Consider the following 22,073-nt stretch of genomic DNA (forward strand, 5'->3'; position numbering starts at 1 on the left):
CGAGCTGCTTAAGATTAGTATGATAAGAGAAATATGAATGTAGTATTAGCCGATAATGGAGCCTGTTATTACAATATCCAAGGTAGAGCCGAGGGTACAAGCTATAATATAATATATCAATACGAAGGAAATCGAGACTTTCGGATGGATATAGAAAATTTATTAGCTGATTTTGAGAAATCACTTTCGGTATATGATGAGACTTCTATTATTTCCCGTGTAAACAGAAATGAAGATATAGAGGTTGATGATTATTTTTCTCACGTATTCAATAAGGCAAAAGAAATTAGTATTCAGGCAGAAGGAACCTTCGATATCTCTGCAGAACCCTTATTCAGAGCATGGGGATTTAGTTCGGAAAAGAAGAATATACCGGATGAAGAACAGATAGAAAAGCTAAAGGCTAATATTGGCATGGATAAAGTTTGGATAGATAACAAACGTGTTGTAAAATCAGCACCCAATGTTTTGCTGAATGTCAATGCTATAGCCAAAGGTTATTCGGCAGATATTGTTGCTTCTTATCTCGAAAAACAGCATTGTTTCGATTATTTGGTAGAAATAGGAGGCGAAATTCGAGTGAAAGGATGTAACACACAAGGAGAGGCTTGGAAAATTGGTATTGACCGCCCGTCGGAAAACAATCCGGTTCCCGGGCAAGATTTGCAGGTAATATTGCAGATTACCGATCGGGGGATTGCTACATCAGGGAATTACCGTCAGTTTTATATTGAAAACGGTAAAAAAGTGACTCATACCATCAATCCTGCAACCGGATATCCAGCAATACATAATTTGTTGTCTACCACAGTAATTGCTGATGATGCTATTACAGCAGATGCATTTGCTACGGCATTTATGGTTGGAGGTATGGATAAAGCTCTGGAATGGATCGAAAAGAGTCCCGAATTAGATGCTTTATTTATTTGCGATGAGGAAGGTGATTATAAAGTATACTATACATCGGGAATCGAAAGTAACATTGTATTGGAATAATATATATTGATTTACTTCAATTATAGTTATATTTAAGGACTGAAACCTTAAAAGATTATAGATATGTTTATTACTTTGGTAATCCTATTAAAAGAGGTCGAATAAGAAACGAATTAACAAGTCCTGAGGACTTTCAAGCAGTTTATTTGTAAACTGAGATATCATTAGAAACTTTTATTTATTACATAAAAAAATACAGAAAATGAATACACTTTTATTTTTAGGTAATCTTGGAACAGGAGAGATTGTCATCATAGCCATTGTTGTTTTATTACTTTTTGGAGGTAAAAAAATTCCTGAGTTGATGCGAGGCATAGGAAAGGGTATCAAAAGCTTCAAAGAAGGGGTAAAAGGACTTGAAGATGATATAGAGGGTAATGATTCAAAAAGAGATTGATAGAATACTCATCTATGAAAGAAAATAAAGAAATGACCTTTTGGGATCATTTGGAAGAGCTCCGCTGGTCTTTATTCAGGTCAGGAGCTGCATTAATTGTGTTTTCAATTATAGGTTTTATCTTCATGCCTTATTTATTTGAGAATGTTGTGATGGCTCCTACCAATTCAAACTTCTTCTTGTATAGATATCTCTGTGAAATAACATCTTCAGTATCTTTTTTGCCCGATTTTTGTGACAATACATTTCAAGTAAATATTATAAATATTAATCTGGCTTCCCAGTTTTTTACGCACATGACAACCTCCTTTTGGTTGGCTCTCATTCTTACTTTCCCCTATATTGCTTATGAGGTATGGCGTTTTTTAAAGCCGGCACTATATGCTTATGAGAGAAAAAGTATGAGGTGGGCATTTGTTTTTGGAACTCTTATGTTCTTTGTGGGTTGCCTTTTTGGCTACTCCTTGGTTTTTCCGATGACTTTACGCTTTTTGGCGACTTATCAATTGAGTGATATCATTGTTAATCAGATATCATTGGATTCCTATATGGATAATTTCCTGATGCTTATTTTTGTGATGGGAATAGTTTTCGAATTACCATTGCTATCATGGCTACTTTCTCAATTTGGGTTATTAAATAGATCACTCTTTACAAGATACCGGAGGCATGCTATTGTTGGACTGTTGGTTGCAGCTGCATTTATTACACCATCCGGCGATCCGTTTACTCTCTCCATTGTATTTTTCCCTCTCTACTTTCTGTTTGAGTTAAGTGCACTTTTTGTAAAAGCAGCTCCGGAGGAAGAGGAAGAAGAAAATGAGGAAGAAGAGCTTGATGAAGATCAAGAGGATGATAGCGAACAAAGGCTTGAAGAATTGCGGGTTGAATAATAAACGCAAAATAATGAGATTAGATTAAGTTCGCAGAACTATTTATTACTTTTGCGAGCAAAACAGCGATAGGTTGTTATGCCTTTAAAATGTATCATTAAATATTTTCTTTTACTTATTTTGAATTAATTCTATCATAATCACAGACTAAATAAGATTGATTTTTTTAATTCAAAGCGGTTGACAAATATGAAAATATTAGTCAACCGCTTTTGTTATAGATAAGGTTTACAGGATGATAGTCCGAACTATTACTCCATACTAATTGTTTAATGTGGAAGTGTAACAAAACACGCACGTTTTATTGTCAGTAAATCATAAAATTATGCCTTCATTAGCAGCTATATCTAAGATAGAATTTCCATTCAAAACAGATCAACAAAGTGTAAAAGAATATGCAAAAGGACTGTTTTCACCTTCTTTTCCTGAAGTGGTGAGAATGTTGAGTGCATTTGATAATACTGAAATAATTACGCGTAATTTATGTAAATCACTTGATTACTACTCGCAAGTTCACTCCTTTCAGGAACAAAATCTGGAATATATCCGGCTTTCTCTTGAATACTCCGTTCAGGCAATTGAGGATTGTATAGCTACCGCACAAATAAGTAAGGAGGATATAACCGATATTATTTTCGTTTCTACCACCGGTCTTGCTACACCAAGTATGGATGCTTTGATAACCAATAAAATGAAATTGAATCAGCATGTCAACCGTATGAGCATATTTGGTTTGGGATGTGGAGGAGGAGTTTCAGGCTACGCTAAAGCATGCACCTTGGCTAAGGCGAATGCAGATGCCGTAGTGTTGTTTGTGGCTGTTGAATTGTGTTCTCTCACTTTTTTGCGTGACGATTTTACCAAGAGTAATTTTATAGGCTCCAGTTTATTTTCGGATGGAATCGCAGCCTGTTTAATTGTCGGAGATAATTATGCAAATAAGGCTAAAAGCAAAATATCATTTCTTGCTAACGAAAGTAAACTGTATTTTGATTCGCTTGATATTATGGGATGGAATTTTACCGATAGTGGTTTTAAGGTTTTATTCTCTTCGGGTATCCCCAATATTATAGCTAATAATGTAAAGCACGATGTAAGTTCGTTCTTAGCTAAGAATAATCTGGTGATTTCAGATATAAAAAACTTTATATTTCATCCCGGAGGCAAAAAAGTGCTCACCTCCTATGAAGAAGCATTAGGAGTAGAAGGCGATTTTTTGAAGACAACAAGAGAGGTCATGAATAATTACGGCAATATGTCGAGCGCTACTGTATTATATGTATTGGAAAGATTCTTTACTCAGGATTTCGAAGACGGCTATGGTTTGATGATGTCGATGGGACCCGGTTTCTCGTGCGAAATGGTTTTACTTCAAATGACAAAACAATAATATGGCTTTTATCCTTTTTATCTCATTTGTGATTTTGTTGCGTATCGGAGAGTTAGTGCTTGCCCGTAGCAATGAACGGTGGTTGTTACAGCAGGGTGCGGTCGAATATGGGAAAGAGCATTACCCTTTTATGGTTGCACTTCACGCTTCTTTCTTCGTCTCGTTAATTATTGAATACACTCTGACTCAAACAGTATATTTCAATGTTTATCTGTTTATTTTATTTTTGATACTGATTGCATTTAAGGCTTGGATTATTTCGTCTTTAGGTAAATTCTGGAATACGAAGATATATCGTGTATCCAATTTTCCGTTGATAAATAAAGGTCCTTACAGATATTTAAAACATCCCAATTATATAGTGGTAATTGCCGAAATAGCCATTATACCTCTTGTATTTCAGTTATATTACACTGCAATTATTTTTACTCTGCTTAATGCTGTGATGTTGGCTTTCAGAATTAAAGAAGAAAATAAAGCTTTGAGGCTTTGAGTATTTTCTCAATTATTTAGTGCATACTTGAAACTAATTCAATTATTAAGCTTAATTGTTTATTTGTTCAGTATGCTCTCTTTTTGATGATTTACGTTTTTTGTTCTTCATTTCCACTATGTTAGTTATATATACGGTGAAAATAGGAAACATCATCATCCCCAATGCTGCCAAAACAACAGACAATATCCTTCCAACTCCCGTTTGTGCATAAATATTGGAACCTACGGTTGTGACATTCATAAACGCCCACCATAAACAATCAGAATAATTTAAGACCTGAGGATTTACTTTATGTTCCAGTACAAAGAACATAAGGCTGGAAAAGTATACTATGGCTATTAGGATAGTAATATAAGAAACAAAGAGTCCGGATATCTTATTCTTTGTTAGCCAACTGACAACAGTAGCCAAAGCATAACCACCTCTTATTAACGGTATAAAGCGAATCAGGTAGTTTACTTCGGGTGAGAATGTGATCTGATAATGTTCTATTATACTGAGATAAGGAATGGATATTATGAGAAATATGAAATTTGTACTGATGAAATGCCACTTGCGGTCGGATAGAATTAATTCTAAAACGAAGTCAAACAGAAAGAATATACAAACCCACAGTTGTATTTTCATATATGAACCTTGTGTAAGGAACGATATATTATTAAATGTATCAACAGAAATACATATTATCAGAAAAACAGAAAGCAAAATAATGATAATATGTAGTATATCAAGAAATTTATCCTTTGTGAAAGCATATTTTGTAAGCATCGAATTTATTTATTTTAGAATTTCAGATTATTCTTTTACAACTAAACAATATAGAATGAATAGTTGTTTAATCAGACGACTATTGATGTATGCAAAATTATAATAATATTTAAACAAACTTTATTGTGACTTAATTTGTTTATAGTGTGAGAACTTAAAAATTGACATAAATTTAGAAATATGAAAAAAGTTTTATTTTTATTAGCATCTATCGTGTTGATCTTATCGGGATGTAAAACTCAGGATCCTGCGGTTAAAGAGGCAAAAAATGCAGAGAAAGAATTCAAGTTTCAAAAAGCAGTACAGGCTTTAAATAGTAATGAATTTGTACTTGAAGCAGACCGTATTACTTTTAAAAATGGGCGTTATAGCTATGTATCTCCCAGTACAAATTTTGTCTCTATGACTGGTGATAAAGCCACTATACAGTTGGCATTCAACTCTCCGTACGCCGGACCTAACGGAATGGGGGGCATTACATTAGACGGGAGAGCATCGAATATCAAAATGAAGACAGACAAAAAAGGAAATGTTACTTTCTCTATGAATGTATTTGGTACCGGAGTATCAGCAGTGGTAACTATTAATATGGTAGCCGGCAGTAATCAATGTACAGCAATAGTAACACCCAACTTTAATAGTCGGGTTATAACTTTTTCGGGTTATTTATATCCGAAATCCGAATCGGATGTGTTTAAAGGTAGGGCACTATAATCGATCGTGAATATGGCTTACAATACATGGTAGTCTGATTTTTTTTTGAAAATATTTAAAAACTGACTTTTTGTTAAAATAAATATAAAAAACAAGATCAAATAATAACTTTATGATTAAATCGAACGCCAGATTTTGATTTTGTAAATATATTTATAGATTAAAATCAAACTATTCAATCATGTATATTAACGCTATAGGTTATTACGTTCCTGACCAACGAATTTCAAACGATCACTTTAAGGATATTAACGGACTCGATGCAAATTGGATATATCAACGAACCGGCATCCTGACCAGATCCAGAGCTACAGAAGAAGAAACTATGGATTATATGTGTACAGAGGCAGTGTTGAAGGCATTGCCTCTGTTACCATATAGCGAAACTGATATAGATCTTATTATATTTGCTTCATACACTTTGTCTGATACTATTGGTACAACAGCTCATGTTATTCAAAGGCAATTTGAAATGAGAAAGGCTAAAGTATTTCAGATCTCATCAGCCTGTTCATCGGCAGTGAATGCGATGGAAATTATACAATCTTTTTTTAAGACTCATATCGCAACAAAGGCTTTGCTTATTTGTGCCGAACGGAATTCCAGTTATTCGGATGACAAAGATTCTATGTCGGGTCATTTATGGGGAGATGCAGCTACTGCATACTTTTTTTCATCAGAAAAATACTCGGATGATGAATTAAGAGTTGTGGATATAACAACGCAAGGGTTAGCCCATATTGGGCATGGACCTAAGGCCGTGACTCTTGATCTGACGAGTGGTGACCTACGAATGCCATATGGCAGAGACGTATTTATGCGAGCTTGTACTTATCTGGTGCAAAATACGAAAGATATTCTGGATAAAAACGGATATGTTATTAATGACCTCTCTTACTTTATAGGACATCAGGCCAATAAAAGAATAATATCGCATGTACTCAAGGAATTGGATATTTCAGAGGATAAAACAATGACTAATATTGAGGAGTTAGGCAATACGGGATCTACAAGTGCCCTTTTGGTTCTTGCTCAAAATTATGATAAGATCCGTGAAGATGATCTGATTTGCCTCTCCGTTTTTGGAGGTGGGTATTCAGCCGGAACATGTTTGTTGCTGAAAAATTGATAGAGAATCATACCAAGATAGAACTATAATACAAAATTTGCGGAGATAACAACCTCCGCAAATTTTGTATTATAGCCTTTAAAAGGAATCGGGTTGATTATTTTCGGAAAGTCCCGATCTTTTTTACTGTCCAGTCAAAATCTTCACGCGAAATTTTAGCTTTATTTTTTGTTTTAGCCCTGTAGTTATAGATTGTATTGACAGAATACCCTAGAAAATTGGCAATTTTACCACTGTCATCAATTCCTAATCTGATAAGTGCATATATTCTAAGTTCATTATTTAGAGTTTCTCCCTTTTTTAGAATGATTTGTTCTTCATCCATCAGCAAAGAGTTGAATTTTTCCACAAAATCAGGAAACAGATGGGTAAACATAATATCAAAATTGCGGAACAGCTCTTTCAGTTCATCATCCTTCATATTGTTATTCTTGGTCATTTTATAAAGGCTTTCGATCTGCTTTTCTTGTATCTTTTTATTTATAGTCTTTCTGAGAGCATCTAGTTTATCTATATATTTAGAACATTCGTCCAGAAAATATCCAATGTATTCTTCTTTAATCTGATTGGCCTCTACAACTTCCATATTCAGCTTGCGAAGTTCGTTGTTCATATTATGTAATTTCTGATTCAGAGTATTTAATTCGAGATTGGCTTCTTTTAACCGCTTTCCGATTATGATTCCCTTTTTCATCTGCTTATACACATAAAAAATAGATATAGTGAGCAAAACCAACAATACGCTTATCAATATCAGAAAAAGCCGTAATTTGTTATTCTGTTCTACAGTTTTTTTTTGATATGCTTTTTCTATTATTGTTTGAATGCTTAGAATCTCCGAACTTCTGAAACGTGTATTGTAATCATTTATATTATCTAACGAGAAGCGGACATACTTGTATGCCCGATCGATATTTCCTTCCTGCATAAGCATGTTGGCCAGAATAGGTATAGATGCATTGTCTCTGATGGATGATTGAATGTCCGAAATGGCGGATAATATCAAGTATTTTTTTTCCATAATCGTATCGTTGTTTTTGCGGTACAATAAAGAGCGATTAAAAGTGACCAATGCATATTCAGGAGTTCCTATTACAGTCATACTTAATCGTCTGTTATTTACAAGTAGTGCATCCGAAATGCGTCCATCGATTCTTAATTGGATTTCCTCTATCCTGAGATATGCCTCCGATGATTTATCGGCAATATTAGATAATGTATCCCTAAAGGCTTTTGCCATTTGTTGATATCGTGATTTATCCCTGTTATTATGAGAGTATAAGCCTAAACTATTGTAGATGATTCTTTGGGTTGAATAGTATTCTATCATTTGTGATTTATCCAGATAATCTCTATTTACACGGTCAATCATGTCTATAGCTTCTTTGTACATCCCCAGTATGGCAAAAAGATTCGCCATAGCTATAGAGGTGTCGTTTATCTTGGTTTGATCTTTTAAGATGACAGCTAAGTCAAGATTTTTATTCAGATAAGCAATTGCAGAATCGGATATATACGATTTATATTCTTTGTACAGAAGAGTATTTAATGCATAGGCGTTGTTTATGGATAAATTAGTGCTGGTACTCTCCGTTTTTAATTCTTTAATTCTTATTTCTTTGAGTTCAATATAGATATCCTTTTTTTTTATCTTATTGTCTAATTCGATGAATAATGAGTCCAGTTCATTATTAGCCCGGCAAGGATGAATAGTAAGGAGAAAGAGAATAAAAAAGAGCGAAAGATTTCTCATAGTGATAATAATTTTAAGGTCTTAAACCTATTTGTTACTTAGGTAAGTATAAATGCAACTATCGATTTATAGCTGAGATGGAGTTGTATTGTATACTTACGATTACTTAAGAGTCAAAAATAAAAGTTTGGCTAAAAATTAGAACTGTTCAAAAGATGATCTAGTTTTATTAAGTAGACGCCTGAGCTGCCTTCTTAATTAACATAGAGCTTATAGAATTAAGGTTATAGAACTAAAACAGGATGTTTATTTATTTATCGCTACAGCTGCTGCACCGATTAGTCCTGCATCCTGAGGAGTAAATCGGCTTAATACGATATTATGAGGATCTAAACGTAAATTTGCTTTACTCAGTATTTTGATAATCCTTTGGTATATGAAGTTATTTGCCATAATAGTTCCTCCTATAATAACCTTATCGGGATTGCTTATTCTGATTAAGTTCATGATTAAACCTGCTATTCCATTAACAGCATTATCAACCAGTTGTGTGCAAAGACTGTCACCTTGTTGGGATAGAAAGTAAATCTCTTTAATATCTACTTTAACCTTTTCGTCGTGCGGTATATAAAGATTGGTTGAGTAAGTATTGCTTAATAATCGTGCGGATTTATCAAAACCGGCTTCTCCGGCAATACATTCCACACAATTGTACCGCCCACAGTTGCATTTGATCCCAATATCTATTCCTACATCCATGTGTTTCACATCTTGTATCCCAAAATATGAACTGTGAGTTAACTGTGTATCTACAACAAATACAGCATCGATATCGGAACCAATATTTATGTAGACGAAATTATCCGGATGCTTTTCGTTTCCCCATAATCTTTCAGCCTTCGTTATGCTCTTTATATTGGTCTCTATGTAACATGGTATACCATACACTCCATGTAAAGCTTTAGCTAAATGTATGGACCGGTTATCTTTTGAATCATTTTGTAACCAGACTCCATCTCTATTATTTACATTTCCCACTAGGCTGACTCCCATTGCGATAGGTCTTGATTCAGTAGCCCACCCATCCGTTACTATATAGTCTTCGAGCGATCGTTTAATAACAGCAAGGGTTGTTGTCTGATTGATATAACCAATTCCGTATCTTTTGGAGTGAAGAATTTCCCCTTTTGCATTTACCTCTCCGATATGTAATTCTGATCTGCCTAAATCGATTGCCAGATAGGTCTCTTTCATATTTATATTCTGATTTTCCTTTTATTCGAAGTTGTTTTAATCAAAAAGAATCCTGATATGCTCGGGATTCTGTATTTTAATCAAATATACTTTATTGCAGGAAACAAACCTCTGCGTGAGGATAAAATAGTGAATTGTTAATCTATTACTGGTGTTTTAATTTGTTGATTGCGAGTGGGTAGTAGCTGTGCTTGTTGTTGAATAAAGTGGGTAATATATCAGTCGTTTTTGTTTAGAATACTTCATTCAGGGAGATGAAAAGACCTTGTGAACCATTCGTAGCCCATCCATAATCTAGGTTGACATTCGAGCGGCTTTTCTTATTGATCATAACACGAAGCCCCAGTCCATAAGCCAGATTTATATTCTGAAAGAGATTGATATTCTCCGTGCGACTGCTTGCTGTAGTTGTGTTCGCAAAAATAACTCCGCCTAACAGATCGCTATTTCGCTGCAAGGGAAAACGATATTCGACTTCTGTATATACTAAATCTTCGCCTCTGAAACGCCCCGATGTATATGATCTTCCCGATCGGCTGAACATATCCCAACCGATGGCAGGCAAGTTCATGTAGGGCAAGTTGCCGCTTGTGACAAACCATCCGTAAGTCCATAACGCAATCATATGGCGTGGACGCTCTTCCGAAAGATTGAAGTAATCCCGATATTCTAACCACAGTGTACTCGAATTTTGTGTGCTTCCTATGAATTTGGGATTTATCCGCCAGCTGGCAAACGCATAGCGTCCCGAATAAGGGTTGGCTATATTATCCCTGCTGTCGTACATCAGGTTTAATGATACACCCGATACAGTATTGCCCGTCGTGCTGAAATTTTTAAGCCTATTATATCTATAATGTTGTGTTATCTGTTGAGGTATTGTATCCAGATTGAGCAAGTGATCGTCTATATCATATATTACATCCAAGTGGTAGCCTAAGCCGTAGAAAAAGCGAGTGTCTTCGTACCTTCTCAATCCCGTCATGTATGCCCTTATCAGATCATATTCCATCATCTGATGTTTTTTGAGATAATGCCTTTCCGAGTATCCGTAATCGTTATTTACTATCGGATGTATCGATCCGCTTCCCGTACCTAGTCCGTATGTTGGTTGAGAGGTCATCTGATACCTCAGGTCTGCCATAATGTTCCACTTGTCTCCCTCCAAGAAGGTATTCCCTCTGACGCTGAAAAGTAATTGCTGGTTAGTGGTATAAACCAGTGCACCTACAATGGACGACATGCTTGTATTTTGGCTATTACCCATATGCCAGGTAAATCCGGGAGAAACACCATAGGCAAATCCAACCGTAGGATTTGTTGCAATTACGGGAAAGGGTATAATATTTACTTTCCTTCCTTCTTCCTGACTTTTGGCAGTGAAAGATATGCATATACATACCATTATCAGGTAAATAGTTATTAAGGCTTTTCTCATGAGGGCTTCTTGAACAGTGATTATCTTATTGAACCAATTTCGGGTTAAATAGTTCACTGTTTAAAGAACTGTATTTACAATAAGAAGCTGTCTGTCAGAAGAGTTTCCAGATTTGAGCAACCAAAAAACAAACTACAAGACCCAATACAAGAGGAAGCAAAGAGGCAACCGCAGTCCATTTAGCACTTCGGGTTTCTTTGTAGATAGTATAAATAGTTGTACTGCACGGATTATGCAGTAAGCTGAACAGCATGAGATTTACGGCTGTAAGTAATGTCCATCCTCCCGCATGCAGAATATTTGCAACTTCATTCTCCGATCCTTCGAAAAGTACACCTGCCCCGTTGCCTATCCCCATACTGCTTAAGGTAAGGGTGGTGAGCATAAGTATGGTTGGTATTACAATTTCGTTGGCAGGAATAGCCACAATATAAGCCAGAAGAATAACCCCATTCAGTCCGAGTATCAGTCCGAACGGAGACAACCCGTCTATCATCCAGATGGCAATACTCTGATCTCTGATGTTTATATTGCTGATCAGCCATATAATAGCTCCGGCAGGTGCTGCAAATACTACTGCACGCCCTAAGACTATCAATGTCCGGTCGATTAAAGAAGTGTAAATGGTTTGCCATATGCGTGGCGGGCGATAGGGTGGAAGCTCCAATATAAAGAATGAAGCCTCTCCTTTAAGCATGGTTTTGGATAAAAACCAAGAGACGGCAAAAGTAAATCCGATGCCTAATACCGCTATTCCAATAACCGATCCTGTGGATACTATCTGAGAAAGTCCTGTTGGAACAACTGCCCCGATAAATATAGTAGCTATCAAAATTTGTGTAGGCCATCGTCCGTTACATAGCGAAAAGTTATTGGTTATGATGGCAATAAGCCTTTCTCTGGGACTGTCTATAATACGTGTAGCTACTACTCCGGCAGCATTGCAACCAAACCCCATACTCATGGTGAGAGCTTGTTTTCCATGTGCACCTGCTTTGCGGAATAGATTATCGAGGTTGAATGCTATGCGGGGTAAATATCCGAAATCTTCCATTAATGTGAACAACGGGAAAAATATTGCCATCGGGGGAAGCATCACAGCTACTACCCAGGCGGTGGCAAGATAAACCCCGTCAATTAATAATCCGCTTATCCACCAAGGAATACTAAGGCTTTCTGCTCCTGTTTTCAGGAACGGATAAATAGTATCCAAAAATAAGGACGATAATAATTGAGATGGATAATTCGCCCCGATTATGGTTAACCAAAGCACAAACCCAAGAAGGAGCAGCATGATAGGAAATCCCCAAATCCGACTCGTAACTATATTATCTATAGCTCGGTCAACTCGGAATGAGCGGTGTTGGTCATCCGATTTAACTGAGCTTTTTACTATTTTTGCTGCGTCGGCGTAGAAACTTTCGGTCAGATTATCGTGATAGTTGTCACCAACATCCTTTCGTAATTCTTCTGCCAGTTTCAATAAATTATCAAGTGTCTGTTTATCTTCTTTCATTCCTGAAATCTCCCTTCTTTAAGAGCCTTAACTATACTTTCGTCACCTTCCAATAGGCGCATGGCTATCCATCGGCTGTTGGGTAGATGAGGATATAGTTTAATTAGCTCCTCATTTAATCTCTCAATGGCAGTATTGGTTTTTCTCGGTATATCCTGAAAGTGATGAGGTCTGGTTTTGATCTCACCTATAGCCAAATCATGTACTGTGTGTAGTAATTCTGTTATACCTTCGTTTGATCTCGCACTGGTAGTAACAACAGGTATTCCCAGATCTCGGGCAAGTGTTCTGTCGTCTATTTCTATATGGTGCCTTTTAGCTTCATCCATTAGGTTGACACACAAGACTACCTTATCGGTAATCTCCAGAATCTGTAAAGCCAGATTTAAGTTTCGCTCCAGTCTGCTGGCATCAACTACCACGATAGTGACATCGGGTTTACCAAACAGAATGTAATCTCGGGCAACCTCTTCGTCTTCGGAGGTTGATAATAAGGAATAAGTTCCCGGAAGGTCAACCAATTTGAATTTCTTGTCTAAGAACGAAAAACTACCTTGAGCCGTAGTAACTGTTTTTCCCGGCCAGTTACCTGTATGCTGACGAAGCCCGGTAAGAGTATTGAATACCGTACTCTTTCCCGTATTTGGATTTCCGGCAAGGGCTATCGTATAATCAAACGTGTCGGTTTTCTCTCCCATCTTTTTCAGATCGGAGTTTGTATTGTATTTGCATGTATTACAAGCGCTTGTCATTGTCAGTTAGTTTCTTTATTAATATACATTGTGCTTGCTCGTTTCGTAAGGCAATCAGTGTATTACGTAAACTATAAGCTACAGGATTACTTAATGGGCTAACGTTCTGAACGGTAATGATGGTTCCTCTCACAAAACCCAGATCGAGCAGGCGTCTTCTTATTTCACCTTTGCAGCTTTCTTCTATACCAAGTATCTCAGCCTCTTCCCCGTAGGTGAGTTCCGATAGGCTGGTCTCCATTTGTAAAGCTTCATTTCCCATTGTTCTCCTTCTTCTTTTATGATGATTAGAATTGTAAAATTATAAAGTTAGATTAATAAAACAAATTTATTTGGCTCTTATTTTAATATTGCTCGCTTTTTATATATATTTGTATCACAATGTCTCCAACCGAAGAAAATTATCTGAAGAATTTGTTTTATCTGGAAAATAAACTGGGTGAAGCTACTGTAAATGAGTTAAGCAAGTCATTAGATATCAAGATGTCTACAGTAAATAGCATGATGAAAAAGTTTGCTGAAAAAGGCTTGATTCATTACGAAATCTATAAACCCTTGAAATTAACTGAACTAGGGAGACAACAAGCTGCACTTATCCTTCGCAAACATCGTCTGACCGAGATGTTTCTGTATGAACGTATGGGACTTGGTTGGGAGGAAGTTCATTCGATTGCTGAACAGATTGAACATATCGATTCTACTGTTTTTTTCGACAGGATGGACGAATTATTAAATCATCCCCATATAGATCCGCATGGATCTCCTATTCCCGATAAAAAGGGAAATATACCGCAAATAGACTATCATAGATTAAGCGATTGCAAAATTGGTGAAACAGTTACCCTTTCGGCAGTTATAGATTCCTCCGAAGATTTTCTCAATTTTTTGAGTAAACGCAGCTTAACACTAGGTGTGAAATTGACCATCGAATCTGTTGAAAATTTTGATGGAAGTATGACTGTTGACCATCAACAAAAAACATCGGAAGTTCTGAGTAAGTTTGTCTGTGACAGGCTGCTTGTCGTGAAATTGTAAACAAACATCATCTATATAAAGAATAAAACAGTCCGAAATCACTTCGGACTGTTTTGCTCTCATGATAAAGTGCATTCCCGTTATCGGGAAAAGTGTAATTGATTATTTTTCTACTTAACTAAAGAATAAAATTTATGGGTGTATTTTATAGTTGTAACAATCTATATTTGTTATACCTGCCAAAGCAATAAAAAGGTCTGCGGCCTTAAATAAAACTATTCAAACAAAAATAAGCTGTTTGATCTGGGTATACAATGTAAAATAATTCAGACAAATGTAATATTATCTCTAAATGGTATTATGAGGTGGTGATATGTCTAATCCTATATTTAATATGTCAAAATCTATAGGTTTTTGAATGAATTTACATAGTTGATTGACTTTGCGATTAATATATTTGTGTTCTGCTTTTACCTGAATCTAGAAAATTAAACCGTATACTATTATGAGACACTTGGCTCGTCTTCTTTTTAAAATTTACTTAACCGGTCTTTTTTTGTGTATTTGCCTCTCTGTTTTTTCTCAGGAGAAGAAAATCGATCTGCAAGGAACCTGGCGTTTCGATATAGATGCACAAGACAAAGGGCTTACCGAACGATGGTATTCCCGAATGCTGAGAGACGAAATTGTTCTACCCGGTTCGATGACCGAAAACCGAAAAGGAGACGAAGTTACACTCCATACCGATTGGACAGCCAGTATTTATGACAGTTCGTTTTTCTATAATCCAAGATTGGAAAAATACAGGAAACAGGATAATTTGAAACTACCTTTCTGGTTGACCCCTCTCAAATATTATGTTGGAGCAGCATGGTATCAACGTGATGTAGTTATTCCAAATTCGTGGAAAGGAGAACGTATTACTTTGTTTTTGGAACGTCCTCATACCGAAACCATGCTTTGGATCAATGATAAAGAGGTCGGTATACAAAGCTCGTTATCAGTACCCCATGTATTTGACGTAACGCCTTATCTTAAAACAGGTAAGAACACGATCAGTCTGCGGATTGATAACCGAACCAAAGAAATCAACGTAGGCAAAGACTCGCATAGTATAACCGACCAAACACAAGGAAACTGGAATGGGGTAGTAGGTCGCTTAGAACTACAAGCTACACCTCAGACATATATCGAAGATATTCAGATCTTCCCCGATCTGAAAGCTAAGAAAGCAGTTGTTACTGTTACTATCGAAGGCAGTACTTCGGGCGAAATTTTACTTGAAGCAGAAAGTTTTAACGGAGACAAACGTCATATTGTGCTACCTGTTAAGCAAAGTTTCAAACCTCAAGGAAAAGCCACTTCTCTATCCATAGATTTAACGATGGGAGACGATATGCAATTGTGGGATGAGTTTCATCCTAATTTATATAGACTCACAGCGACCTTACAAACTAAAGCAGACAAAGATGTACGACAAGTACAATTCGGGATGCGTGAGTTTACCATTCAAGATAAATATTTCTATATCAATGGTCGTAAAACCATGCTGAGGGGTACGGTCGAAAATTGTGTTTTCCCATTGACGGGCTATGCCCCTATGGATGTAGCATCGTGGGAAAGGGTGTTTCGTATTTGCCGCCAATATGGACTGAATCACATGCGGTTCCATTCATTTTGTCCACCCGAAGCGGCGATGATAGCTGCTGATTTGGTCGGTTTTTATTTACAACCCGAAGGACCCACGTGGCCTAATCATGGATCGTCGTTGGGTAATGGAGAACCTGTTGACGATTACTTATGGGAGGAGGCTAAACGCATTGTTAAACAATATGGTAACTATCCATCCTTCGCTATGTTTGCTATCGGTAATGAGCCTCGTGGGCGTTGGGTAGCATGGGTGAGTAAATTTGTGGATTACTGGAAAGAAAACGATTCACGACGCGTTTATACAGGTGCTTCTGTGGGGAATGGTTGGGCATGGCAGCCTCGCAATCAATTTCATGTAAAAGCAGGTGCAAGAGGTTTAACATGGTCAGACGAACGCCCCGAATCTACATCTGATTATCAGGCTCGTATAGATACGGTTAAAGAACCCTATGTGTCACACGAAACAGGTCAATGGTGCGTATTTCCCGATTTTACCGAGATCGACAGATATTCAGGTGTAATGCGTGCCCGCAACTTCGAACTGTTTCGTCAGGACTTGAAAGACCGTAATATGGGTGATCTATCTGTCGCCTTTCTTAAAGCATCGGGTAAATTGCAAGCCTTAGCTTATAAAAATGAAATAGAAAAAACATTACGCACTCCTAATTATGCAGGGTTTCAATTACTCAGTCTGAATGATTATTCGGGACAAGGCACAGCTCTGGTCGGAGTTCTCAATGCTTTTTGGGAGGACAAAGGATATATAAATGGTGAAGAGTTCCGTAAGTTTTGTGCACCAACGGTTTTACTTTCCCGTATGGATAAGTTTGTATTCGAAAATAACGAAACAGTGCAGGCTCGAATCGAAGTTTCGCATTTCGGAGAAAAGGAACTGAAACAAACTCCTGTTAATTGGACTATCAAAGATGCTTATGGAAAAGTTATTCGAAAAGGACAGTTATCAGCCAAAGATATAGCTATAGGAAATTGTCAGAATTTAGGAACAATATCCTTTCCTTTAAATACCATTGATAAAGCTTCAAAGTTGAATCTCGAAGTGAATATTCCGTGTTCGGATATAACTAACAATTGGGATTTCTGGGTATATCCTGCCACTTTGCCGGAAGTGAATACTTCGGATATTTATATTACTCAAACAATAGATCCCAAAGCAAAAGATATTCTGAATAACGGAGGAAAAGTATTACTCTTATTGGCCGGAAAAGTAGAGCAGGGGAAAGATGTCGTACAATACATGACACCTGCTTTCTGGAATACATCGTGGTTTAAAATGCGTCCGCCACATACCGTTGGAACATTGATCCGAGATAATCACCCCATTTTTAAAAACTTCCCGACTGATTTTTATACAGGCTTGCAATGGTGGGAGCTGACAAATAAAGCTCAGGCTATGGAAATGAATAGTTTCCCTGCCGATTTTCAACCTATCGTACAACCTATTGATACTTGGTTTATCAACCGTAAACTGGGTATGTTATTCGAAGCGAATGTCGGTAAAGGCAAGATAATTGTTTGCAGTGCGGATATTCAATCCGATTTAGATAAACGCCCTGTAGCACGTCAACTCTATTATGCGATAACTAAATATATGACTTCAGGATTTTTTTACCCTGAAGCAGATTTGAGATTGTCTGTCATAGAAGACCTTACCAAGTTGGAGGGCGAGCGTATCAATACCCACACCCAAGATGCTCCCGATGAATTGAAAAATATAATACAATAATTGGAATGGTAGGGGCAGACCTATGTGTCTGCTCGCTATTATTTAAAATAGAGAACATGAGGAAGAAACTTCTTACAGGACTACTATTAATAGCTTTTACTTTGGGACTCAATGCCCAAAAAGCAGACCCTTTTTTCGATCCGAAGGATTTGACAATTGTGGGTACTTATTATTACCCCGAACATTGGGACGAAAGCCAATGGGAGAGGGATTTGAAACAAATAAAAGACCTCGGATTCGACTTTGTACATTATGCCGAATTTGCATGGGCACAGCTCGAACCGCAAGAAGGTGTCTATAACTTTGACTGGTTAGACAAAGCCGTTGATCTGGCAGATAAAAACGGACTGAAAGTAATCATGTGTACCTCTACCGCTACACCTCCTGTGTGGTTGGTACGAAAACATCCCGATGTATTGATAACTCGTGAAAATGGAACGAAGATGGATCACGGAGCACGTCAGCATCCATCGCCATCGAATACATTTTATAGAGAATACTCTCTGAAAATGATCGATAAACTGGCTCAGCATTTTGGCAACGATAAACGTACTATGGGTTGGCAGTTAGATAACGAACCTCGCCCTGTTGCCGATTATGGAGAAGATGCTCATAAAAGATTTCGCACATGGTTGAAAAAAAAATATACCACTATTGCTGCTTTGAACAAAGCTTGGGGTACTAACTTCTGGAGTCAGGTGTATTCTGATTTTTCGGAGATAAATATTCCTCAGACTTCTCAGATGTTTATGAATACACATCAGATTCTCGATTATAATAGATTTACGACCGATGAGATGGCTACATTTTTGGACGATCAGACCAAAACCATCCGAAAATACAGTATTCCCACACAATGGGTTACTACTAATTATATTCCCCTATATGAGGACGGGCATTTACGTAAAAGCGATCAATTGGATTTCCATTCCTATACCCGTTATATGGTGTTTGGCGAAAATTATGGAATCGGTCGTAAGGGCTATCGATTAGGTCCTGTTGAGCGGATTGCAAAAGCCAATGATTTCTTCCGTCCGATTGATGGAGTTTATGGTATTATGGAACTTCAACCAGGGCAGGTAAATTGGGGTACGATAAATTCTCAACCTCTTCCGGGAGCTGTCCGTTTATGGTTGTGGCATGTTTTTGCAGGAGGGAGTAAGTTTGCTTGTACCTATCGTTATCGTCAGCCCATTTATGGGACAGAATTGTATCATTATGGTATTGTCGGATCGGATGGAGTAACACCCACTTCGGGCGGTTTGGAATACTCTGAGTTTATAAAAGAAATTGCTCTACTTCGGAAGGAATACAAACCGAATACGAAAAATCCCGAAGCTTACGAAAGACGAAGAACCGCTATTCTCTACAACCATGAGAATACGTGGGAAATGGAACGCAACAAGCAAACTACGGAATGGAATACAGAAAAACACATAGATAAGTATTATGATGCTCTGAAAAACTTTGGTGCCCCTGTTGATTTTATTGACGAAAGAGCCGATTTGTCTAAATACAATGTGATTGTTGCCCCTGCTTATGAAATGATTGATCCGGAATTGGTACAACGATGGAAAGCGTATGCAGAGCAAGGCGGCAACCTTGTTTTAACTGCCCGATCGGGGCATAAAACACGCAACGGACAACTCTTTGAAGCTAAGTTTGGAGAACTTATTTATCCATTGATAGGTGCTCAGATCGAATTTTATGACCTTTTACAACCTACTACTCCCGATAATGTAATTTTTGGAGGAAAGCCTTATAGCTGGACTAGTTGGGGCGAAATCTTAAAACCTGACAACGGAACCGAAACATGGGCTACTTATCAGGGCGATTTTTATGAAGGAAGTTCTTCTGTCATACATCATCGTCTAGGAAAAGGATCAGTAACGTATGTTGGTGTAGATTCTCAGAAGGGAGAATTGGAGAAAGATGTATTGACAAAATTGTACTCGCAATTAAACATCCCTATTCTTGATTTGCCTGCCGGTTTACATATCGAATATCGCGATGGCTTTGGTATTGCAGTGAATTATGCCGATAAGACATTGAGTTTACCTTTGGCTGAAAACGTACAATACATTATTGGAGGAAAAGAAATACCCACGGCAGGTGTATCTGTCTGGAAAGAATGATAATAGGGGGAATAACTATTTCCTCTAACAAAAATCAAAGCATGAAAAATCAACTAGTTTTAGCAGTTCTCTTTATTTTGCTATGCAGTTTCAAGTCTTCTGAACCTAGAATAAAAATTTTTATAGCAGGAGATTCTACAGCTCAGAGTTATAAGGAAGAAAAAGACGGTTTGATAAAAGGGTGGGGGCAAATGCTCGAAAAATACTTCACGGATGAGGTACAAGTGTTTAATCATGCAATAGGAGGAAGAAGTACCAAAACCTTTATAAGCGAAGGGCGTTGGGATCAATTGCTGTTGGAAGTAAAAGCAGGCGATTATGTATTTATCCAATTTGGACATAATGATGCATCAACTCGTCCCGAAAGGCACGCATCTTACGAAGATTATGAAAAGAACTTACTGAGATTTATTCACGATGTAAGAGTAAAAGACGCTTATCCTGTATTATTGACCTCACTTGTGATGCGTACTTTTAAAGATGGTAATCTGGTTGATGATCGTTTGAAGGGTTACCCCGTTATTACCCGAAAAGTAGCCAGAGAACACGCCGTTCCCTTGATTGATATAAATTTAAAGACGCGTGATTTTATAACCATGTTAGGCGATTCGGCATCTATACCTTATTATCGTTGGGTGGAAGCAGGTGTAGACCATGCTAAGCCTGATGGATTGAAAGATGACACTCACATGATGGATAAAGGAGCTACAAAGGTTGCTTCTTTTGTAGCCGAAGGCATAAGAGATTTGAACTTGTATGGATTAAGTAAATATCTTAAAGCGGTGGAAGAATGAAAAATATTTTTTAGCTTTGAATGCTTTAAGTATAAACAGCTAACCGATCTTTTTATGAAAAACAATTTATTGATCCTTTCTTTGCTTCTTTTTTTATTGTCTTCTTGTGAAGGAAATGAAGATAGTAAACAACCTGATTTTATTCAATTTGCTAAAAATGAAATCAGTTTCGGCTATAAAGAAAGTAAAGACACTATAGAAATACAGACAAATACTTCTTGGGAAATAGAGAGTATGCCCGAATGGCTGACTGTAAGTAAACAAAAGGGAACACAGGAAGACACAAATGTTATTCTTTATATTCAACCGAATAGAAACGAAACAGTTCGAGAATTTGACCTGATTTTTAAGATCAAAGATAAAAAGCAAGCATTACATATCTATCAAGAGGCTAAGCCTAAACCCGAATATACTTTGCCTCGATTGGGATTCACCTCTTTAATTCGTCTCGTAAATGGAACTTATTCAGAGACTGAACCTTTTGATCTGGAATTTGAATCGGATAAACTGTTTATTAATTCATCCAATAAAGAACTGATCTTTCTCGGGAGTCTTTTTGTAGGAAAACTGACTAATTACCCTAAATTGGATCGTGTGGAGACAGCAGGTTATACATATAACCAGTTACCGATAATTATAGGAAATTTCATAAACTTTACCATAGAAGAAAATTATACACCCTCTTATGAGACTTATCAAAAAATAGAAAAAGAAGGTATAGATAAATTTAACTCTGATGCTAGTTTTCCTTTGAGAACTTCAGATGGAACATATTATTATTCTCGCCGTCATTTGCATTGTATAGGTCTCTATGAACTTGGAATTTCGTTGGAGAAATTATTAAACGGAAAATCCTATAAAGAAGAGTCGATGAAGCATGAATATGGCTTAATATATCCTGTGTCAAATATTCGATTTAGTGCAGATATGGATCGCCCAAACCCACCTTTGCTGACCGAAAAGCTGAATGAAGATAAATTTGTTCCCATGAATCCGAATTATATTTCTGAAATTAAGTATGGTAACAATACTTTGCTTTTGGTTGAGTCCGATTTTGAAAAGGGAATAGTAAATTCTATACAATCGAAACTGAGTAAAAGTGAGCAGTTAAATGCCGAGGAGGTGACAAAAGCAGAACAAATGGATGCTTATTATATTTATATGGTTTCTGTCGGTGAATTCAAAGTGATCAAAGGCAACCTGATAGAGGTTATCAATCAGTTGAAAGATCCAAAAGCTGTAAAGATTCCGATTGTTCCTGTTTCTTTCTCTTTTTCGGACTATTACAACAATGGAGTAGGAGCTGTAAAATACAAGATACATGTACAATAAGCTTAGA

General features: G+C 37.0%; 17 protein-coding genes and 1 pseudogene. 12 read left to right on the plus strand and 6 right to left on the minus strand.

Annotation, left to right across the window (positions count from 1 at the left end; translation table 11 throughout):
* The first annotated feature begins 33 nt into the window (after positions 1–33).
* The 5 genes from G7051_RS11275 to G7051_RS11295 all read left to right on the plus strand — a co-directional run bounded on the left by G7051_RS11275 (position 34) and on the right by G7051_RS11295 (position 4,169).
* Positions 34–996, plus strand: coding sequence for an FAD:protein FMN transferase (locus tag G7051_RS11275; protein ID WP_166200359.1), 963 nt, complete (start codon positions 34–36; stop codon positions 994–996).
* A gap of 202 nt (positions 997–1,198) precedes the next feature.
* Complete coding sequence (locus tag G7051_RS11280) at positions 1,199–1,393, plus strand: twin-arginine translocase TatA/TatE family subunit (RefSeq protein WP_166115244.1); 195 nt, start codon at positions 1,199–1,201, stop codon at positions 1,391–1,393.
* 14 nt (positions 1,394–1,407) lie between these two features.
* Positions 1,408–2,286: a twin-arginine translocase subunit TatC gene (gene tatC, locus G7051_RS11285; protein WP_166200361.1), complete on the plus strand. Its 879-nt coding sequence runs from the start codon at positions 1,408–1,410 to the stop codon at positions 2,284–2,286.
* Positions 2,287–2,611: 325 nt separating this feature from the next.
* Entirely contained in the window at positions 2,612–3,676 is a 1,065-nt protein-coding gene (locus G7051_RS11290; RefSeq protein WP_166200363.1) for a type III polyketide synthase, read from the plus strand.
* 1 nt (position 3,677) lies between these two features.
* Positions 3,678–4,169, plus strand: coding sequence for an isoprenylcysteine carboxyl methyltransferase family protein (locus tag G7051_RS11295; RefSeq protein WP_166200365.1), 492 nt, complete (start codon positions 3,678–3,680; stop codon positions 4,167–4,169).
* A gap of 51 nt (positions 4,170–4,220) precedes the next feature.
* On the opposite strand, the gene G7051_RS11300 is transcribed toward G7051_RS11295, so the two are convergent.
* A complete protein-coding gene (locus G7051_RS11300; RefSeq protein ID WP_370521969.1) occupies positions 4,221–4,949 on the minus strand; it encodes an ion channel in 729 nt (242 codons plus the stop codon).
* Between the two features lie 171 nt (positions 4,950–5,120).
* Here G7051_RS11300 and G7051_RS11305 point away from each other — a divergent pair, with 171 nt between their 5' ends.
* Both G7051_RS11305 and G7051_RS11310 read left to right on the plus strand, forming a co-directional pair.
* Complete coding sequence (locus tag G7051_RS11305; RefSeq protein ID WP_166200367.1) at positions 5,121–5,654, plus strand: DUF4251 domain-containing protein; 534 nt, start codon at positions 5,121–5,123, stop codon at positions 5,652–5,654.
* A 181-nt stretch (positions 5,655–5,835) separates the two neighbouring features.
* The gene (locus tag G7051_RS11310) at positions 5,836–6,783 is read left to right on the plus strand and encodes a 3-oxoacyl-ACP synthase III family protein (RefSeq protein ID WP_166200369.1); all 948 of its coding nucleotides are present in this window, start codon (positions 5,836–5,838) and stop codon (positions 6,781–6,783) included.
* 97 nt (positions 6,784–6,880) lie between these two features.
* Here G7051_RS11310 and G7051_RS11315 read toward each other — a convergent pair whose 3' ends face one another.
* The 5 genes and pseudogenes from G7051_RS11315 to G7051_RS11335 all read right to left on the minus strand — a co-directional run bounded on the left by G7051_RS11315 (position 6,881) and on the right by G7051_RS11335 (position 13,698).
* Positions 6,881–8,536 (minus strand): DUF6377 domain-containing protein, encoded by a 1,656-nt coding sequence (locus G7051_RS11315; protein ID WP_166200371.1) that lies wholly within the window; start codon positions 8,534–8,536, stop codon positions 6,881–6,883.
* Between the two features lie 246 nt (positions 8,537–8,782).
* Positions 8,783–9,730, minus strand: coding sequence for an ROK family protein (locus tag G7051_RS11320; RefSeq protein ID WP_166200373.1), 948 nt, complete (start codon positions 9,728–9,730; stop codon positions 8,783–8,785).
* Between the two features lie 232 nt (positions 9,731–9,962).
* Positions 9,963–11,168 carry a BamA/TamA family outer membrane protein gene (locus G7051_RS11325; RefSeq protein ID WP_221412907.1) on the minus strand — a complete coding sequence of 402 codons (1,206 nt, stop codon included), beginning with the start codon at positions 11,166–11,168 and terminating at the stop codon, positions 9,963–9,965.
* A 94-nt stretch (positions 11,169–11,262) separates the two neighbouring features.
* Positions 11,263–13,436, minus strand: a pseudogene (gene feoB / locus G7051_RS11330) (ferrous iron transport protein B).
* Positions 13,420–13,698, minus strand: coding sequence for a FeoA family protein (locus tag G7051_RS11335; protein WP_221412908.1), 279 nt, complete (start codon positions 13,696–13,698; stop codon positions 13,420–13,422). Before G7051_RS11335 ends, feoB begins: the two are co-directional and overlap by 17 nt.
* A 119-nt stretch (positions 13,699–13,817) precedes the next feature.
* Between G7051_RS11335 and G7051_RS11340 the strand changes: the two genes are divergently transcribed.
* The 5 genes from G7051_RS11340 to G7051_RS11360 all read left to right on the plus strand — a co-directional run bounded on the left by G7051_RS11340 (position 13,818) and on the right by G7051_RS11360 (position 22,066).
* Positions 13,818–14,471, plus strand: a complete 654-nt coding sequence (locus tag G7051_RS11340) for a metal-dependent transcriptional regulator (protein WP_166200375.1) — start codon at positions 13,818–13,820, stop codon at positions 14,469–14,471.
* Between the two features lie 445 nt (positions 14,472–14,916).
* Positions 14,917–17,805, plus strand: coding sequence for a sugar-binding domain-containing protein (locus G7051_RS11345; protein ID WP_166200377.1), 2,889 nt, complete (start codon positions 14,917–14,919; stop codon positions 17,803–17,805).
* 56 nt (positions 17,806–17,861) lie between these two features.
* The gene (locus G7051_RS11350) at positions 17,862–19,940 is read left to right on the plus strand and encodes a beta-galactosidase (protein WP_166200379.1); all 2,079 of its coding nucleotides are present in this window, start codon (positions 17,862–17,864) and stop codon (positions 19,938–19,940) included.
* A 41-nt stretch (positions 19,941–19,981) separates the two neighbouring features.
* Positions 19,982–20,734 carry a rhamnogalacturonan acetylesterase gene (locus G7051_RS11355; RefSeq protein WP_166200381.1) on the plus strand — a complete coding sequence of 251 codons (753 nt, stop codon included), beginning with the start codon at positions 19,982–19,984 and terminating at the stop codon, positions 20,732–20,734.
* Between the two features lie 54 nt (positions 20,735–20,788).
* Positions 20,789–22,066 carry a BACON domain-containing protein gene (locus tag G7051_RS11360; RefSeq protein WP_166200383.1) on the plus strand — a complete coding sequence of 426 codons (1,278 nt, stop codon included), beginning with the start codon at positions 20,789–20,791 and terminating at the stop codon, positions 22,064–22,066.
* Positions 22,067–22,073: the final 7 nt, after the last annotated feature.

Origin of the sequence: Dysgonomonas sp. HDW5B (assembly GCF_011299335.1) — a bacterium.
GTDB lineage: Bacteria > Bacteroidota > Bacteroidia > Bacteroidales > Dysgonomonadaceae > Dysgonomonas_A.

Excerpts from the sequence above, each read along its gene's own strand:
- G7051_RS11335 (WP_221412908.1), bottom strand. The coding sequence starts at position 13,698 with ATGGGAAATGAAGCTTTACAAATGGAGACCAGCCTATCGGAACTCACC.
- G7051_RS11320 (WP_166200373.1), bottom strand. The coding sequence starts at position 9,730 with ATGAAAGAGACCTATCTGGCAATCGATTTAGGCAGATCAGAATTACAT.
- G7051_RS11290 (WP_166200363.1), top strand. The coding sequence starts at position 2,612 with ATGCCTTCATTAGCAGCTATATCTAAGATAGAATTTCCATTCAAAACA.
- G7051_RS11340 (WP_166200375.1), top strand. The coding sequence starts at position 13,818 with ATGTCTCCAACCGAAGAAAATTATCTGAAGAATTTGTTTTATCTGGAA.
- G7051_RS11280 (WP_166115244.1), top strand. The coding sequence starts at position 1,199 with ATGAATACACTTTTATTTTTAGGTAATCTTGGAACAGGAGAGATTGTC.
- G7051_RS11345 (WP_166200377.1), top strand. The coding sequence starts at position 14,917 with ATGAGACACTTGGCTCGTCTTCTTTTTAAAATTTACTTAACCGGTCTT.
- G7051_RS11360 (WP_166200383.1), top strand. The coding sequence starts at position 20,789 with ATGAAAAACAATTTATTGATCCTTTCTTTGCTTCTTTTTTTATTGTCT.
- tatC (WP_166200361.1), top strand. The coding sequence starts at position 1,408 with ATGAAAGAAAATAAAGAAATGACCTTTTGGGATCATTTGGAAGAGCTC.
- G7051_RS11305 (WP_166200367.1), top strand. The coding sequence starts at position 5,121 with ATGAAAAAAGTTTTATTTTTATTAGCATCTATCGTGTTGATCTTATCG.
- G7051_RS11295 (WP_166200365.1), top strand. The coding sequence starts at position 3,678 with ATGGCTTTTATCCTTTTTATCTCATTTGTGATTTTGTTGCGTATCGGA.
- G7051_RS11355 (WP_166200381.1), top strand. The coding sequence starts at position 19,982 with ATGAAAAATCAACTAGTTTTAGCAGTTCTCTTTATTTTGCTATGCAGT.
- G7051_RS11315 (WP_166200371.1), bottom strand. The coding sequence starts at position 8,536 with ATGAGAAATCTTTCGCTCTTTTTTATTCTCTTTCTCCTTACTATTCAT.
- G7051_RS11325 (WP_221412907.1), bottom strand. The coding sequence starts at position 11,168 with ATGAGAAAAGCCTTAATAACTATTTACCTGATAATGGTATGTATATGC.
- G7051_RS11350 (WP_166200379.1), top strand. The coding sequence starts at position 17,862 with ATGAGGAAGAAACTTCTTACAGGACTACTATTAATAGCTTTTACTTTG.
- G7051_RS11310 (WP_166200369.1), top strand. The coding sequence starts at position 5,836 with ATGTATATTAACGCTATAGGTTATTACGTTCCTGACCAACGAATTTCA.
- G7051_RS11275 (WP_166200359.1), top strand. The coding sequence starts at position 34 with ATGAATGTAGTATTAGCCGATAATGGAGCCTGTTATTACAATATCCAA.